15 protein-coding genes are annotated in these 15,838 nt (G+C 70.2%); 11 read left to right on the top strand and 4 right to left on the bottom strand.

All coding sequences use genetic code 11. The annotated features are described in order from the left end of the window. The first annotated feature begins 25 nt into the window (after window positions 1-25). Window positions 26-892, top strand: coding sequence for a DUF6869 domain-containing protein (locus CH341_RS09355; protein ID WP_111418775.1), 867 nt, complete (start codon window positions 26-28; stop codon window positions 890-892). A 181-nt stretch (window positions 893-1,073) separates the two neighbouring features. On the opposite strand, the gene CH341_RS09350 is transcribed toward CH341_RS09355, so the two are convergent. The 3 genes from CH341_RS09350 to CH341_RS09340 all read right to left on the bottom strand — a co-directional run bounded on the left by CH341_RS09350 (window position 1,074) and on the right by CH341_RS09340 (window position 5,047). Beyond that, window positions 1,074-1,889, bottom strand: a complete 816-nt coding sequence (locus CH341_RS09350) for an enoyl-CoA hydratase/isomerase family protein (RefSeq protein ID WP_111418774.1) — start codon at window positions 1,887-1,889, stop codon at window positions 1,074-1,076. Window positions 1,890-1,894: 5 nt separating this feature from the next. After that, window positions 1,895-3,958: an acetate--CoA ligase family protein gene (locus tag CH341_RS09345; RefSeq protein ID WP_170149554.1), complete on the bottom strand. Its 2,064-nt coding sequence runs from the start codon at window positions 3,956-3,958 to the stop codon at window positions 1,895-1,897. Window positions 3,959-4,111: 153 nt separating this feature from the next. Beyond that, window positions 4,112-5,047, bottom strand: coding sequence for a Bug family tripartite tricarboxylate transporter substrate binding protein (locus CH341_RS09340; RefSeq protein ID WP_170149553.1), 936 nt, complete (start codon window positions 5,045-5,047; stop codon window positions 4,112-4,114). A gap of 299 nt (window positions 5,048-5,346) precedes the next feature. Between CH341_RS09340 and ybgC the strand changes: the two genes are divergently transcribed. Continuing rightward, complete coding sequence (gene ybgC / locus CH341_RS09335; RefSeq protein ID WP_111418771.1) at window positions 5,347-5,817, top strand: tol-pal system-associated acyl-CoA thioesterase; 471 nt, start codon at window positions 5,347-5,349, stop codon at window positions 5,815-5,817. A 6-nt stretch (window positions 5,818-5,823) separates the two neighbouring features. On the opposite strand, the gene CH341_RS09330 is transcribed toward ybgC, so the two are convergent. Further along, on the bottom strand, window positions 5,824-7,701 hold the full coding sequence (locus tag CH341_RS09330) for a hypothetical protein (protein ID WP_111418770.1): 1,878 nt from the start codon (window positions 7,699-7,701) through the stop codon (window positions 5,824-5,826). Window positions 7,702-7,889: 188 nt separating this feature from the next. Between CH341_RS09330 and CH341_RS09325 the strand changes: the two genes are divergently transcribed. From CH341_RS09325 to CH341_RS09285, 9 genes are all read left to right on the top strand, one after another. Next, on the top strand, window positions 7,890-8,549 hold the full coding sequence (locus tag CH341_RS09325; protein WP_111418769.1) for a TetR/AcrR family transcriptional regulator: 660 nt from the start codon (window positions 7,890-7,892) through the stop codon (window positions 8,547-8,549). A 269-nt stretch (window positions 8,550-8,818) separates the two neighbouring features. Then, entirely contained in the window at window positions 8,819-9,232 is a 414-nt protein-coding gene (locus CH341_RS09320) for a DUF2852 domain-containing protein (RefSeq protein WP_111418768.1), read from the top strand. A gap of 472 nt (window positions 9,233-9,704) precedes the next feature. Then, a complete protein-coding gene (tolQ, locus tag CH341_RS09315; protein ID WP_111418767.1) occupies window positions 9,705-10,397 on the top strand; it encodes a protein TolQ in 693 nt (230 codons plus the stop codon). 118 nt (window positions 10,398-10,515) lie between these two features. Beyond that, on the top strand, window positions 10,516-10,959 hold the full coding sequence (tolR, locus tag CH341_RS09310; protein ID WP_111418766.1) for a protein TolR: 444 nt from the start codon (window positions 10,516-10,518) through the stop codon (window positions 10,957-10,959). Window positions 10,960-10,963: 4 nt separating this feature from the next. Then, window positions 10,964-11,944, top strand: a complete 981-nt coding sequence (locus CH341_RS09305; RefSeq protein ID WP_111418765.1) for an energy transducer TonB — start codon at window positions 10,964-10,966, stop codon at window positions 11,942-11,944. 104 nt (window positions 11,945-12,048) lie between these two features. Further along, window positions 12,049-13,383 carry a Tol-Pal system beta propeller repeat protein TolB gene (gene tolB / locus CH341_RS09300; protein WP_111418764.1) on the top strand — a complete coding sequence of 445 codons (1,335 nt, stop codon included), beginning with the start codon at window positions 12,049-12,051 and terminating at the stop codon, window positions 13,381-13,383. 416 nt (window positions 13,384-13,799) lie between these two features. Then, window positions 13,800-14,294: a peptidoglycan-associated lipoprotein Pal gene (gene pal / locus CH341_RS09295; RefSeq protein ID WP_111418763.1), complete on the top strand. Its 495-nt coding sequence runs from the start codon at window positions 13,800-13,802 to the stop codon at window positions 14,292-14,294. Between the two features lie 103 nt (window positions 14,295-14,397). Continuing rightward, complete coding sequence (gene ybgF / locus CH341_RS09290) at window positions 14,398-15,516, top strand: tol-pal system protein YbgF (protein WP_111418762.1); 1,119 nt, start codon at window positions 14,398-14,400, stop codon at window positions 15,514-15,516. Continuing rightward, the coding region (locus CH341_RS09285) for a PP-loop family protein (protein WP_425376162.1) at window positions 15,500-15,838 on the top strand (339 nt) is incomplete at its 3' end. The genes ybgF and CH341_RS09285, both read left to right, overlap by 17 nt.

Raw genomic sequence — 15,838 nt, 5'->3', positions numbered from 1 at the left:
GTGTGCCGACCAACGGGGGTGGTGCATGAGCTTCATCGACGACGCCAAGCACTGGGCCACCATGCCGGTGCCCAGCCACCGGAAGACCGGGGCGCAGGACGCGCTCTACGAGGCGATGCCGATCCCGGATCTGGCGGCCCTGTGGTGCCGGCTGCAAAGCCTCGGCCTCAAGGACCAGACCGAGGAGTCCTGGGGCGCCACCCTGTATTTCGATCATCTCCCGCACGATGCGCCGGACCGGGCCTTCGACATGGTCCTGCACGTGCTCGCCTCGGACGTCGAGACGCGGGTCAAGATGCAGCTCGGCGAGAAGCTCACGAGCGCGCTCGTCTACAATCATTCGGGCCGCCTGATCGGGCGCATCGAGGCCGAGGCCGCGCACAACGACCGCCTGCGCTGGCTGCTCGGAGCGGTCCACTGGTGGGCGCCGAGCCGCGACCTCAAGGCGCGTCTCGCCCGCATCGCCGACGAGTCCGCCTGGCGGGCCGACGAGACGATGCGAGACACGCCCTCCACGCGGGTGGATGTCGCCGCGTTGCCCCTCGACGCGCTGGCCCGGGCCTGGGTCGAGCAGCACGGAAAGCCCGAGAAGGACCGCGACGCCAACTGGCATGCGCTCGCCGATCACGAGCGCGACCTGCTCGACCGGGATCCGGACCGCGCCCTCGACCTCGTCCTCGCCGTGCTGGCGATCGAGACCGATCGGAACCTGTTGTCGCTGCTCGCCGCCGGCCTCCTGGAGGGCCTCATCGGTCCCGACACCATCGCCCGGGTGGAACGGGAAGCGGCGACGAACCGCCGCTTCCGCGAACTGCTCGGCGGCGTCTGGTATCACAACGAGCCCGACGAGCTGCGCGCCCGCCTCGACGCCATCGTCAAGACGGCGGCGTGAGCCGAGGGCGGGCCGGCACTGCCTCGCTCCTCATGGTGAGGAGCGATCCCTCTCGGGATCGCGTCTCGAACCATGCGGCCCCGCTCACCAGCCGCACCCGCGTGCCCTCATGGTTCGAGACGCGCTCCTGCGGAGCGCTCCTCACCATGAGGAGCGACGTCGGTGCGGCGGCGTGCCTCCCTCACTCGTACGGCGCGAACTGGTCCGTCCGCCATTTCAGCGCGGCGGCCATGCCCTTCTCGCGGCGGAGCGACGTGAACTGCTCGGCCTCCGGCGAGCCGATCGAGTCCATCAGCGCGCAGGCCTCGGCGCCGTAGGCGATGGCGTTGCGCAGCCCCATGGTCTCGAAGGTCTGGTTGAGGGCGCGCTTGTTCCACTGCAGGCATTCGAGCGCGACGCGCGACATGCGCTTGGCCAGCCTGGTCACCTCCGCCTGCAGCTCCGCCTTCGGATGCACCCGGTCGACCAGGCCGAGCCGGAACGCCTCCTCGGCCCCGATCGTGTCGCCCGTGTAGATCAGCATGCGGGCCCGCTGGCCGATCAGCCACGGCATGATCAGGGTGGCGATGCCGTTGGAGAACCGCGCCTCCAAGGACGCGAAGGTGGAGACGTCGGAGCAGATCCGCATGTCGCAGCACATGGCCAGCTCGAACGCGCCGGCGAAGCAGTAGCCGTCGATCATGGCGATCACGGGCTTGCTGCAGTCCCACACCGAATAGGTGAACTGGATGTCCTTCTGCATGCGGGCGCGCCAGTCGGCCGTGGTGCGCTTCGGCTTCTCGGCCGACTCCTTGATGTCGTAGCCGGACGAGAACGCCTTTCCGCCCGCACCCGTGATCACGACGACCCGCACCTCCGGATCGGCGTCGGCCTGCGCCACGGCGGCCATGATCTCGTCGACCAGCGCCTCGCTCAGCGCGTTCTGCCGCTCCGGCCGGTTCAGCGTGATGGTCGCGACGCGGTCGTCGACCGCGTAGAGGAGAAACTGGTAGCTCATGCGATTCACTCCGTGCCCCGGTCCGGAATCGTGTCGAACAGAACGTCGACGCCCATCGCGCCCTCCCGCCCGACGATCAGCGGATTGATCTCGATCGCGGCGAAGCGCTCGCGGCACGCCGCCCCGAGCTGCGAGAACGCCACGATGGCGTCGACGGCGGCCTGGATGTCGCTCGGCGGGCGGCCCCGCACGCCTCCGAGCAGCGTTCCGGCCGCCGTCTCGTCGAGCATGGCGCGCGCCGTCTCGGCGTCGACGGGCGCCATCCGGATGCTGGCGCGACCGCCGAGATCGACCAGGATGCCGCCCGGCGCGACGACCACGAAGCTGCCGAACGCCCCCTCGTTGCGGAGGCCGAGAATCAGCTCGACCCCGCCCGGTGCCGTCTCCTGGACGACGACCTCTCCCGGCGAGTTTTCGCGCGAATGCTCGGCGAGACGCGCGCTCAGCTCCGCATAGGCGGTACGCACGGCGGCCTCGTCGGCGAGGCCGAGGCGCACCAGCCCCAGCTCGGTCTTGTGCGGCAGATGCGCGGCCGTGCCCTTCATGACGACCGGGAAGCCGAGACTCGTCGCCGCCGCGACGGCCTCGTCGTCGGAGCCGACCGCGCGTGACTGCGCCATCGGAACTCCGAACTCGGTCAGCACCGCGAAGCGGCCCGGCTCGTCGTCGGGAATGTTCGGCGGTGTCGGCACCGCCTCGCCGATCGCCGTCGCCTTGCCGAGCAGGCGGGCGTTGCGGACCGCGGCGAGACCGGGGCGCAGCCCGGACAGATACGGGATCCTCGCCTCGTCCAGAATCGCCCGCACCTCGGCGTTGACGCCGGAGCCGGAGGTGTTGTTGAGGAAGAACATCCGCTTTTTTTGCGCGGCGACGCGTCGGCAGGCTTCGGCCATCACCTTCGCATAGGCGACGTCGCCGCCGCCGCGCCCCGGCGCATCGACCGCGAAGCCGAGCACGCCGATCTCGTCGTCGGCGACCAGCGCGTCGAGCACGATCCCGAAGCGCTCGGCGGTGAAGCCGAGCCCCCAGGCATCGACCGGATTGTTGATCGAGGAGTAGGGGGGAAAGGCCGGGCGCAGCTTTTCGATCGTCGCCGGCGACAGCCGGTCGAACTCCAGCCCGAGATCCGCGCCCAGATCCGCGGCCAGGGCCGCTTCGCCGCCCGAGAGCGTCACCACCACGGTGTGGCCGGTGCGGATCGGCGCCGGATCGGCGGCCAGCATCACGGCCGTCTCCAGCATCTCGTCGAGATCCCGCACCCGGACGATCCCGTATTGGGCGAAGAAGGCGTCGTAGAGCCGGTCCTCGCCGGCGAGCCCGCCGGTGTGCGCCTGCACCAGCGTGCGGCCGCCTTCGCTGGTGCCGAGCTTGAGCGCCACGATCGGCTTGCCGCGTCGCGCCGCTTCGGCGGCCGCCTCGCGAAATTTCGCCGGATCCCGGATGGTCTCGAGGAACAGCAGGACGACCTTCACCCGGTCGTCCGTCACCATCGCGGCCAGATAGTCCGCGACCGTCAGCACCGCCTCGTTGCCGGTGGTGACCAGATAGGCGAAGCCGAGGTCGCGCTCGTCCTCGCTGAGGATCAGGGCGATGGAGCCGCTCTGCGAGATCACGCCGATGGGGCCGGGCGTGACCTGCTTCATGTGGCGCGGCGTCCACAACGCGATGCGGTCGTGGACGTTGATCAGCCCGATATTGTTCGGGCCGCAGATCGCGATGCCGTGCGCCTTCGCGCTCGCCTCGATCCGGCGCTGCAGCGCCTTCCCGTCCTGGTCGCCGTCCGCATAGCCGTTGGCGTTGAGAAAGACGGCCTTGATGCCGCAGCGCCCGGCCTCCTCGACGAGGTCCGGCCCGCCGGTCGCCGGCACCGCCAGGAACGCGGCGTCGACGGTCTCGGGCAGCGCCGAGAGCGAGGGATAGGAGGTCAGGCCCTTGATGGTCTGGTAGCGCGGATTGACCGGATGGATCGTCCCGGGAAATCCCAGGGCCCGGAGATTGGTGATCACGCGCGTGCCGATGGCGTCGTCCCGTTCGGACGCGCCCACCACCGCGACGGAGCGAGGCCGCATCAGCGCCTCGAGCGAAGCTCGCATCTTGTGAATTCCCCCCGAATCGAACGGCCGGCATCCGTGCCGGCCGTCTCTCGTCACCGATCGCTGCCGATCCGGCAGCGTGCTTGCTCGTGCGCGAGCGGCAGAGCCGTGGCCCGCCGCGACGCTGCTTCAGCGCGTCGGTTCGATCCCGATCTTCGGCGCCAGATCCTTCCACTCGGCGATCTCGGTCTGGATCTGGCGGCGGAACTCGTCCGGCGTGCCGCCGCCCGGCTGGATGTTGCTCCGGGCGAGGGCCGACTTGATCTCGTCGCTCTGCAGGATCGTGTTCAGCTCCTTGTTCAGCCGGTCGATGATCGGCTTCGGCGTCTTGGCCGGAGCCAGCATGCCGATCCAGCTCGTCACCGAAAAGTCCGGATAGCCGGCCTCGGCGAAGGTCGGGATCGACGGCGCGCCCTCCAGCCGCGTCTTGGAGACCACGGCGATGCCCTTCAGCTTTCCCGCATTGATGAGGTTCAGCGTGACGGCCGGCGAATCGAACGTGAACTGCACCTGGCCGCCCATGAGATCCGCAAGGGAGGCCGAGCTGCCGCGGTAAGGCACGTGCAGGGCGTTGATGCCGACCGCCAGCTTGAACCGCTCGCCCGCCAAGTGGGTGAGCGTGTTGGCGCCGAAGGACGAGTAGCTCACCGTGCCGGGATGCGCCTTGGTGTAGTCGACCAGCTCCTTCAGCGTGCTCGGCGGAAAGGTCGGCGCGCCGACCAGGATGTAGGGCGAGCGGGTGAGCACCATCACGGGCTCGAGATCCTTGACCGGATCGTAGGGCAGGTTGGCGACGGTGGCGGGCGCGAGCGAGATTTCCGAGATCGCCGCGCCGTACAGCGTGTAGCCGTCCGGCTCGGAGCGCAGCACCGCCTGGACGCCGAGCGTGCCGCCGGCGCCGGACCGGTTCTCGACGACCACGGCTTGCCCGAGCGCCCGCGACAGCGGCTCCGCGAACAACCGCGTCGTCACGTCCGCGGAGCCGCCGGCCGGATATCCGACGACGATCTTGATCGGCCGGTTCGGCCAGTCCGCCGGCTGCGCCGCGGCCGGGCGGCTCGCCAACGCCGAACCCAGGGCCGCGACTGTTGCGACCGCCGCAACGAGCGTCGTGATCCGCCTCGGGGACCGTCGAAGAGTCGGTTCGTTCATCTGCACCTCGTTGCCGCGACCAGCCGACCCGCTGCGGGTCCGCCCGGCATTCCATGCAAATTTTCGTCCATGCGCAACAGCAACTCCGCGGCCCGCTCTACTATGAATACAAAGTAGGCAAATTGCCGGGATTTGTCGCGGGCCGGCCGAGCGTCTAAACCGCGCACCGGACGGCGCCGCCGGGGCGGCTGCCGCAGGCACGGATGCGTTGCATGACCGACACTCTCACGGCGGGCCTCGACGGCGAGATCCGCGACGGCCGCCACCGCCTCGCGGTGCGGGTCTATTACGAGGACACTGATTTTTCCGGCGTCGTCTACTACGCCAACTATCTGCGGTTTCTGGAGCGCGGGCGGAGCAACTATCTGCGCCTGCTCGGTGCCGACCAGCGCGCATTGTTCGAGGAGACCGAGCGCGAGGCGCCCGGCTTCGCCTTCGTGGTGCGCTCGCTCGGCATCGAGTATCGCAAGCCCGCCCGGATGGACGACATCGTCCTCGTCACCACGGAGCCGGCCGAGGTGCGCGGGGCGTCGATCACGCTGAAGCAGAACGTCACCCGCGACGACGTCGTGCTGGTCGAGGCGACCGTGAAGGTCGCCTTCGTCTCCGGCGGCCGCGCCCGGCCGATCCCCAAGGCGCTGCGGATCGCCATGCAGGCCGACCAGGAGGGCGAGCCCGCCTGACGTGGCTCAGCGCGGCGGCGTCACGTCGATGTCGAGGCGCATGCGCGACAGCACCTTGGGGCCCATCGTCTCGAGGTCGTCGAGCTTGACGGTCTGGCCGGGGCGCGGCGCCGCCTTGACGGCGATGCGGCCGGGGCGGCGGACGAAGGCGGCGATCTTGTCCAGCGCGGCGGGCGACAGCGCGCCGCCGAACGCCTCGGCCGCCTGGGCCCGGGTCTCGGTCGACAGCCGGTCGCGCGCCACCTGTACGGTCACGCCGGCGGACTTGGCGAGATCGGCGTAGAAGCGATCGGCGAGGCCGAGATCCGCCACGGAGATCTCGACGCCGCCGAGCCGGGCCTGGCTCTCCAGGATCGCGTCGGCGCGCTCCGGATCGGCCAGCGCGGCGGCGAGGTCGACGCCGTCGATCCGCAGCGTCGCATCGACGCGCCCGGCCTCCGCGACCGCGAGCGAGGTGTCGTCGAGCACCAGCGCCTTTTCGGCCGGCAGCCAGCGCAGCCGTGTCCTCGTGTCGATCCGGATCGTCGTGTAGCCGATCTTGGCGAGCGCCTCGCGTCCGTCCGAGCCGTCGGCCGGTCCGACCGGCAGCGTGAGCCGGGTCAAGGCGAGCGCGAGCCGCTCCGGCAGGGCGCCGGGCCGGTCGATCTCCAGGTCGAAGGCGCCGAGCGTCACCGGGCCCTCGGGCGTCGCGGCATCGAGCTCGGCGAGCCGGACGGCGGCGATCTGCGGCAGCAGGTCGAGGATCTTGCTCGGCTCGATCTCCGGCTCCCGTCCCGTCTCGGCCGCATCGAGGCCGAGATCGACCAGGGCGGCGAAGCTGGCTTTCTCGATCGCCAGGCGGCCGAGACGGATCGGGCCGTCCGGCGTGCGCAGCGCGATGCCGGTGACCTCGAACAGGTCGAAGCCGCTCGCCACCATGCCGCCAAGGCCCACCGCGGCGATCGTCAGGTCGACGTCCGGAGCCGTGACGGCGATGTCGCGCAGGCCGATCGACTCCACCCGCAGGCCGCGCAGCAGCCCGCGGTACCAGCGCACGATCTTGGCGACGACGGCCTGGTCGGGCTGCGCGCCGGTCTGCAGGGTCGTGGCGAGGGCGGCCAGGTCGGTCGGCATCGGCTCGGCCGGGGCGGCCAGGGTGACGGGGCCGATCTCGTAGGTTCCTAGCCGCACCGTGGCGGCGGGCGTCACGATCTCCATCCCGTCGATCGAGGCCGAGGTCATCACCCGCCGGGGCGTTCCGTCCCCGCCGGTGAAGATCCGCAGGCTCTCGCCGATGTCGAGGTCCTGGTACCGGACCGCGCCGGTCTTCATCCGCACCGGCATTTTGGGGTCCGGCGCCGAGGTGAGCGCGATCCCGTCGAGCCGCGCCGTGGCGATCACGCCCTGGGCCAGCCGGGTCAGCACGAAGCCGCTCAGCACCTGCTCGGAGTTCAGCGACTTGTCCGTGACCGTGATGGTCCCGATCGTCACCAGGTCGGCCACCACGTCGCGGAACAGGTCGGGCCACGGGCGCGTCGTGGCGGCGCCCTCGGCGAGGGCGCGGTAGAGCTCCTCGGGGATCCGCACCCCGTCGAGGGTGACGAGCGGAATCCGCCACGTCTGGGTCGCCACCGTCGCGGTGAGGTTCTCGATGGCGAGCCGGGAGGCGACGACGGTGCCGCCGTCGCGGCTGAAGCCGGCGAAGGCGGCGCGGCCGATGGTGACCGAGGCGCCGCCCTGGCCGCCCAGGGTGACGTCCTTGATCTCGATGGTGCCGACCCGCATCCGCGCCACCGCCGAGCCGGCGTCGCGGACCGCGTCGCCGAGCCCCTGCGCCTGGGCGCCGGCCCCGAGGAGCGCGAGGCCGCAACCCACGGCCAGGGCCTGCCACCAGGTCGTTCTCATGCGGGGGGATCCTCGTTCGGTCGGAGCGGGTGTCGATCGGCGATGTCGGTCGGCCGCGGCGGCGGCGCCGCGTCTCAGACTATACTGGTCGGTGCCGCGAGTGTTGAGCGGCGTTCACGCCTCGGTCGTTCCTATCGACGCCGTCCATCCCCTCATGTAAGCCTCCTTCACATGAGCGGGTCGCAGGCATGAGCTGGTCCAAATCCGATCGCGACGGCTCCGGCCGCGAGTCTCCGCGCGGCTATCACCACGGCAACCTGAAGGAGGCGCTGATCCGCGCCGCCCTGGAGCTGATCGCCCAGAAGGGGCCGGCCGGCTTCACCTTCGCCGAGGCGGCCCGCTGGGCCGGCGTCAGCCCGGCCGCGCCCTACCGGCATTTCCGCGACCGCGACGAGCTGATGGCCGATGTCGCCCGGCGCGGCTTCGAGGCCTTCGAGCAGGCCTTGGCGCGGGCCTGGGAGAACGGCCGGCCCGATCCGGGCACGGCCCTGGATCGATTGGGCAAGGGCTATCTGGCCTTCGCCCGCAGCGAGCCCGCCTATTTCTCGGCGATGTTCGAGGCCGGCGTGTCGCCCGACGCGACGCCGGAGCTGCGCGCCGCCGGCGACCGGGCCTTCGGGGTGCTGCGCACCGCCTGCGAGGTTCTGGCGGCCGGCATGCCGCCCGCCACCCGTCCGCCGGCCCTGATGATGGCGCTGCACATCTGGTCGCTCGCCCACGGCATCGCGTCGCTGTTCGGCCGCGGCGATGCCGCCCGCCGCTCGCTGCCGATGAGCCCCGAGGAGCTCCTGGAGGCCGGCGTGCTGGTCTACCTGCAGGGGCTCGGCCTGCGCGCCGGTCCGCCCTGACCGCGGCTCGCGCGCCGGCGACTGCGGCCTGCGGCCGCGCAACTTTTCCTCGCATCGCCCTTGTGCCGCGGGTTTCGCGGGCCACCTGATTCCGCGAGCGCCGATCAGCCGGCAGCCGCTCTGCCGCAGGCGAAATCGGCCGCTGCGAGGGGCGCTCGGATCCGAAATTTCGACGACCTCCGGTTTGGGTCGTCTTGACAATCCCCGGGGTCGGCCGTATCTATGTAAATGTAATTAACATTCACCATGAGGACACCGCGAGGACGACCATGCCCTTCGTAGCGAAACTCGACGAGCTCGGTTCAGGCGCCTGGGTGGCGCTCATGATCCTCGGCTTCGTGTTCTGGTGGCCGGTTGGCCTCGCCCTTCTCGCCTTCACCTTCTGGAGCGGACGCATGAGTTGCTGGAACGGTCGCGGGATGTCCCGCTGGCAGGACAAGATGGAGCGCATGCGCGGTCGCATGCAGCGTGACGGCGCCGACTGGTTCGGCGGCTCGACGAGCGGCAATCGCGCCTTCGACGAGTACCGCACCGAGACGCTCCGCCGGCTCGAGGACGAGCAGCGCGAGTTCAAGGACTTCCTGCAGCGTCTGCGGATGGCCAAGGACAAGGCCGAGTTCGACCAGTTCATGAACGAGCGTCGCGGCCGCTCCTCGGCCGACGTCGCCCAGCCGCAGGGCTGACGCCACCCCGGACGGCCCGGATCCGGCTCGTCCGACCCCTCTTCGACCGGAAGGGCCGCGCCTCGCGAGAGGCCGCGGCCCTTCTGTCGTAAGGCCGTCGGTTCGAGCCGCCGGCGATCGATGTCATTCAGTCGTCACGACCACGGTTGCGCGGCGCGCAAGCATCTCATCGTATCCGCGGATTGCTCTGTCGCACTCACGAAACGCTCGATCTCTAGAACTTGCCCAATCTTCGCTCTGTTTACCGAGCATTAACCGAGGCCGCGCCGTACTGGCCCCCGGGACGGCGGTGCGGTGCCCTTATTTGGACACGTTTCGCCTGGAGTCGGGCGGCCGGGAATGGGGACGGCTCGCATCCATGCCCATGCGGACAGCGGCGGCGGGGGCGAGACGCTCCGGCCGGCGCCGCCTTTGTGTGATCGTCGTGCGGCCCTGCGGCCGGCGCGGCGCCGGAGAGCCTTGGAAACGAACGATGCCTGAAGCTGCCGGCGTGTCTGCCGATCTCTCGATCTTCGCTCTGTTCTGGCAGGCCCACTGGGTCGTCAAGATCGTGATGACGGGATTGCTCGCCTGCTCCGTGTGGGTGTGGGCGATCGCCATCGAGAAGTTCCTGCTGCTGCAGCGGACCCGGACGGCGATGAACCGCTTCGAGCAGGCGTTCTGGTCCGGCCAGTCGCTGGAGGAGCTCTACCGGTCGCTGTCGTCGCGGCCGAACCACTCGATGGCGGCCCTGTTCGTCGCGGCGATGCGCGAATGGAAGCGCAGCTTCGAGGGATCGACCCGCTCCTTCGCCGGCCTGCAGATGCGCATCGAAAAGGTGATGGACGTCACCATCTCACGCGAGGTCGAGCGGCTGGAGCGACGGCTCCTGGTGCTGGCGACGGTCGGCTCGGCCAGCCCCTTCGTCGGCCTGTTCGGCACCGTCTGGGGCATCATGAACTCGTTCCAGTCGATCGCCGCGTCCAAGAACACGTCGCTGGCCGTGGTCGCCCCCGGCATCGCCGAGGCCCTGTTCGCGACCGCAATCGGGCTGGTCGCCGCCATACCGGCGACCATTTTCTACAATAAGTTCTCGTCCGAGGTGAACAAGCAGGCCTCGCGACTGGAAGGTTTCGCCGACGAGTTCTCCGCGATCCTGTCGCGGCAGATCGACGAGCGGGCCTGAGGCGCCGCCGCCGGACGGTCCTCCGTCCGGTGCGACAAGGCGCTGAAACAACGGTGGTTTTCTACGTCGTCCGCGACCCTGGTCGTGGCCGGCCGTCTGGCACGGGGACGGGTACGGAATGGGGATGATGCTGGCCGGAGGCGCGAGCAGGCGCCGGGGTCGCCGCAACCAGGTGATGAGCGACATCAACGTCACGCCCATGGTGGACGTGATGCTGGTCCTGCTCATCATCTTCATGGTGTCGGCGCCGCTTCTGACCGTCGGCGTGCCGCTCGACCTGCCGCAGAGCCAGGCCAAGAGCCTCGACCAGGACAAGGAACCCCTGACCATCTCGGTCGACACGCAGGGGAAGGTCTTCCTCCAGAACAGCGAGATCCCGATCGACGAGCTGGTCGCCAAGCTGACCGCCGTCACGGCGGCGCGCGGCGGCTTGGAGGAGCGCGTCTATGTGCGCGGCGACAAGAAAGTAGACTACGGCACCGTGATGCGGGTGATGGGGCGGCTCTCGGCGGCGGGCTTCAAGCGGGTCGCGCTGGTCACCGAGGTCGAGCAGGGGTCCTGAGCGGTTGCGCAAGGCGCTGACCATATCGGCCGTCGGCCACGCGGTCCTCATCCTGTGGGGGCTGGTCACCTTCGTGGTGAAGCCGCTGGAGGCCAACACGACCGAGTCGCTGCCGATCGACGTGATCTCGGACAGCGAGTTCACCCAGATCACGGCCGGCATGAAGACGGCCAAGAAGGTCGAGACGCCGAAGCCGCTGGTGGAGAAGATCGGCGAGCAGAAGCCGGTCGAGGAGCTCACCAAGATCGAGAAGAAGCCGGCCATCCAGACGGCGTCGGCCGAGCCGATGCCGATCCCGGAGCCGAAGAAGCCCGAGCCCAAGCCAGAGAAGGCCAAGGCCGAGCCGGAGAAGCAGGCCGAGCCCGAGAAGGCGAAGCCGGCCGAGGCGCCGCCGCCCGATCCGGCGCTCGAGGCGATGAAGAAGGCCGAGGAGCAGAAGAAGGTCGAGGACCAGAAGAAGGTCGAGGACCAGAAGCGCAAGGCCGAAGAGCAGAAGAAGAAGGCGGAAGAGAAGAAGAAGGCCGAGGAGCAGAAGCGCAAGGAAGAGGCCCAGCGCAACGCCTTCGATCCGGGCAAGATCGCCGCCCTCTTGGACAAGCAGTCGCCGCGGCGCGAGGCCGCGACCGGCGACACCATCAACCAGACCGCCTCGCTCGGGCTCGCCAGCGGCCGCTCCGCCACCCTGACCCAGAGCGAGATCGACGCCCTGCGGGCCCAGATCCAGGCCTGCTGGAACCCGCCGGCCGGCGCCGTCGACGGCCGCGAGCTGATCGTCCGGGTGCGCCTGCAGCTTCGCCAGGACGGCTCGCTGTCGGTCGATCCGGCGGTGATGAACCGCGGCGGCCACCCGCAATTCCAGATCGCCGCCGAGGCCGCGCTGCGCGCCGTCCGGCGCTGCCAGCCCTACCGTCTCCCCATCGCCAAGTACGATGTGTGGAAGGATGTTGAAGTCACGTTCGATCCCCGCGATATGTTCCGGGGCTGACGGCCCCCTTCGGACCCTGCCGCGCCACCGACCGCTCGGTGCCCGGGCCCGACCGTAGCCGCAGCCCCGGCTCCGCCCCTCGGGGCGCCAAAGGATGAATCCCGATGCTCGAGCGTTTCACCCGCCGCCGTCTCCTGCTCGCATCCGCCGCCGCGGCGGGCGCCGGCGCGCTGGTCGGCCTGCCCGGCCGCCAGGCCCATGCGCAGCTTCGGATCGACGTCACCCAGGGCAACGTCCAGCCGGTCCCGATCGCCATCCCGGACTTCGTCGGCGGCAGCCCGGCCGACATCGAGGCGGCGCGCGGCATCAGCCAGATCATCACGGCGAACCTGCGCCGCTCGGGCCTGTTCGCCCCGATCGACCAAGCCGCCTATATCGAGCGCATCACCACCATCGACACCCAGCCGCGCTTCCCGGACTGGCGCGCCATCAACGCCCAGGCGCTGGTCACCGGCCGGCTGACCCGCCAGGCCGACGGCCGGCTCAAGGCCGAGTTCCGCCTGTGGGACGTGTTCGGGGCCGCCCAGCTCACCGGCCAGCAATACTTCACCTCGCCCGACAATCTGCGCCGCATCGCCCACATCATCTCGGACGCGATCTACGAGCGGCTCACCGGCGAGAAGGGCTACTTCGACACCCGCATCGTCTTCGTCGACGAGACCGGCCCGAAAGAGCGCCGCATCAAGCGCCTCGCCCTGATGGACCAGGACGGCGCCAATGTCCGCTATCTCAGCCGCGGCGACGACCTGGTGCTCACCCCGCGCTTCTCGCCGACGACGCAGGAGATCACCTACATGTCGTTCGGGCAGGGCGACCCGCGCGTCTACCTGCTCAATGTCGAAACCGGCCAGCGCGAGATCGTCGGCAACTTCCCCGGCATGACCTTCTCGCCGCGCTTCTCGCCGGACGGCCAGCGCGTCATCATGAGCCTGCAGCAGGGCGGCAACTCCAACCTGTTCGTGATGGATCTGCGCTCCAAGGCGACCACCCGGCTCACCGACACGCCGGCGATCGACACGGCGCCGTGCTTCTCGCCGGACGCCTCGCGCATCTGCTTCGAGTCCGACCGCGGCGGCAAGCAGCAGATCTACGTCATGTCGGCGGGCGGCGGCGGCGCCCAGCGCATCAGCTTCGGCGACGGCTCCTACTCGACCCCGGTGTGGTCGCCGCGCGGCGACTTCATCGCCTTCACCAAGCAGGGCGGCGGCCGCTTCGGCATCGGCATCATGAAGCCGGACGGCTCGGGCGAGCGCCTGCTGACCGACGGCTACCACAACGAGGGCCCGACCTTCGCGCCCAACGGCCGCGTCGTGATGTTCTTCCGCGACCCCGGCTCGGGCCCGGCCCTCTACACGATCGACGTCACCGGCCGCAACGAGCAGCGCGTCCGCACCCCCAGCTTCGCCTCCGATCCCGCCTGGTCGCCGCTGCTGTCGTAGGCAGCGGAATTCTCCGCCGCGATTTGTGCCGCAGCGTCGCCGCGATCTCCGACCTCCCCTGGAAGGGGAGGTGGGCGGCCGAAGGCCGTCGGGAGGGGGTGAAGCCCCGGGCGCCGACGCGGGCGGCTTTCACCCACCCCCGCTCGCCTTCAGCGAGCGACCTTCCCCCCTCCAGGGGAGGGTGAACCGCGCCGTGCGGCGCGGCTCCGGCCCCCCTCGCCACGCTGCCGCCGCGTTCACGACGCATTAACCATTCCAAACGGTTTCCGCCGATTCTTCATTCGCACGGGGTCGCGGCAACACCCCGTCAAGGTTGACGGAACCTTCGCTTAACGAAACCGGGGCTAGACCGTTAGGCACGCGCTTCAAGCCGGGGGGCACATCCGGCGCCGAGCAGGTTGAGAAGGAGTTACGGCATGCCGAATGTTAAACGTCTGCGCACCGGCGCACGGATCGCGGCCGCGCTCGCGGGCGCGCTTCTGCTCGCGGCATGCGCCAACAAGCCGAACGATCCCAATGGAGCGGGTCTCGGCGGCGCAGCCGTGCCGGGCAGCCAGCAGGACTTCGTCGTCAATGTCGGCGACCGGGTGTTCTTCGAGAGCGACCAGACGGACCTCACGCCGCAGGCCCGCCAGACCCTCGACAAGCAGGCCCAGTGGCTGCAGAACTACAGCCAGTACGCCTTCGTCATCGAAGGCCATGCCGACGAGCGCGGCACCCGCGAGTACAACATCGCGCTCGGCGCCCGGCGCGCCCAGTCGGTGCGCGATTATCTGATCTCGCGCGGCATCTCGGCTCAGCGCATGCGCACGATCTCGTACGGCAAGGAGCGCCCGGTCGCGGTCTGCAACGACATCTCGTGCTGGTCGCAGAACCGCCGCGCCGTCACGGTCCTGAACGCGAGCTCGTGACCGTCCGTCCTTCCGCGTCGCCTGGCGGGCCGGCACAGCGGCTTCGCTCGGGCGAGGCGGGCGACGGTCGCATTTTCGATGTCCCCCGCGTTATGATGCGATCATGATCGAGCGATCCCATCCGACACTCCCGAGGTGCGGTCCGGCATGGTCCCGGCCGCTCGTGCTGCTCGCCGGGCTTCTGCTCGCCGGGCCTCTCGTCGTCGGGCCTCTGGTCGGCGCGGCGACGCCGGCCGCCGCCCAGATGTCGGAATCCGACCTGGTCGTCCGGCTGAACCAGCTCGAGAGCCAGATGCGCCGGCTCACCGGCGACCTCGAGCAGGCCCAGTTCCGCAACCAGCAGCTCGAGCAGCAGCTCAAGCGGATGCAGGAGGACTACGAGTTCCGCTTCCAGGAGCTCGGCCGTGGCGGCGGACGCGGCGCGCCCTCCGCGGCGCCGTCGGCGGTTCCGGGCCGCCGCGGCGAAGCGCCGGTGGCGCCGCCCCAACAGCAGGCTTATGCGCCGCCCGCCGGGGCAACCGAGCTGCCGGCGCCGCCGGCCCAGCAGCCTTATGGTGGCGGACAGGCCTATGCGGCGGCCGATGCCACGGCGACGGCTCCGGCCGGCCGCGGACGTCGCGGCGACGCCTTCGACCCGAGCCAGAGCCCGGGCGCACCCGGCACGCCGCGCGTGCTCGGCCAGCCCGGCGCGCCGCTCGATTTGTCCAGCATGTCGGCCGCGGCCGCCAGCGATCCGTCGCTGGCGCGCGGTCCCGCCGGCGGGGGCGCGCTGCCGCCGCCGCCTCAGCGCAATCCGAACGCCACCGGCGCTCAGCTCGCGACCCTGCCGCCCGGCGCCGGCGCGAAGGACGAGTACGACCTCGCCTACGGCTATGTGCTGCGCAAGGACTATGCGCTGGCCGAGCAGACGTTTCGCGAGTTCCTGCGCAAGCATCCGGGCGACCGCCTCGCCGTGGATGCCCAGTACTGGCTCGGCGAGAGCCTCTTCCTGCGGAAGTCCTACAAGGAGGCGGCCGACGCCTTCCTGGCCGTGACCCAGCGTGCCGGCGCCAATCCGAAGGGCGCCGACGCGTTCCTCCGCCTCGGCCAGTCGCTCGCCGCCATGAACCAGAAAGACATGGCTTGCGCCAGCTTCGCCCAGATCGGCGCCCGCTATCCCCGCGCCTCGATCAACGTGAAGCAGACCGTGGAGCGCGAACAGAAGCGTGTCCACTGCCTCTGACGGTCCCCCCGGTGCTCCCCGAGCCGAAGACGCCGCGCCGATCGGCGACACCGAAGCGGCGGACCTGTTCTCCGACCTCGCGTCCCTGCCGGTCTTGATCCTCGCCGTCTCGGGCGGCCCCGATTCCACCGCCCTTCTGCGGATCGCGGCTTCCTGGCGGAGCAGCCTGAGGGAGGGGCCGCGTCTCGTCGCCGTCACGGTCGACCATGGCCTGCGGCCGGACGGCGCCGCCGAGGCGCGGGCGGTCGGCGAGCTTGCGGCCGATCATGCCGGCCGCTCCCGTCACCATCACGTGCATGCGTCTCCCCGGCTGTTCTGTCGC

The sequence above is a fragment of the Rhodoplanes roseus genome, assembly GCF_003258865.1.
Lineage (GTDB): Bacteria > Pseudomonadota > Alphaproteobacteria > Rhizobiales > Xanthobacteraceae > Rhodoplanes > Rhodoplanes roseus.
This window is presented reverse-complemented; position numbering and strand designations above follow the sequence as displayed.

Coding starts and splice junctions, on each gene's coding strand:
- CH341_RS09355 (WP_111418775.1), top strand. CDS start 26: ATGAGCTTCATCGACGACGCCAAGCACTGGGCCACCATGCCGGTGCCC.
- tolR (WP_111418766.1), top strand. CDS start 10,516: ATGGGGATGATGCTGGCCGGAGGCGCGAGCAGGCGCCGGGGTCGCCGC.
- pal (WP_111418763.1), top strand. CDS start 13,800: ATGCCGAATGTTAAACGTCTGCGCACCGGCGCACGGATCGCGGCCGCG.
- tolQ (WP_111418767.1), top strand. CDS start 9,705: ATGCCTGAAGCTGCCGGCGTGTCTGCCGATCTCTCGATCTTCGCTCTG.
- ybgF (WP_111418762.1), top strand. CDS start 14,398: ATGATCGAGCGATCCCATCCGACACTCCCGAGGTGCGGTCCGGCATGG.
- tolB (WP_111418764.1), top strand. CDS start 12,049: ATGCTCGAGCGTTTCACCCGCCGCCGTCTCCTGCTCGCATCCGCCGCC.
- ybgC (WP_111418771.1), top strand. CDS start 5,347: ATGACCGACACTCTCACGGCGGGCCTCGACGGCGAGATCCGCGACGGC.
- CH341_RS09345 (WP_170149554.1), bottom strand. CDS start 3,958: ATGCGGCCTCGCTCCGTCGCGGTGGTGGGCGCGTCCGAACGGGACGAC.
- CH341_RS09330 (WP_111418770.1), bottom strand. CDS start 7,701: ATGAGAACGACCTGGTGGCAGGCCCTGGCCGTGGGTTGCGGCCTCGCG.
- CH341_RS09350 (WP_111418774.1), bottom strand. CDS start 1,889: ATGAGCTACCAGTTTCTCCTCTACGCGGTCGACGACCGCGTCGCGACC.
- CH341_RS09320 (WP_111418768.1), top strand. CDS start 8,819: ATGCCCTTCGTAGCGAAACTCGACGAGCTCGGTTCAGGCGCCTGGGTG.
- CH341_RS09325 (WP_111418769.1), top strand. CDS start 7,890: ATGAGCTGGTCCAAATCCGATCGCGACGGCTCCGGCCGCGAGTCTCCG.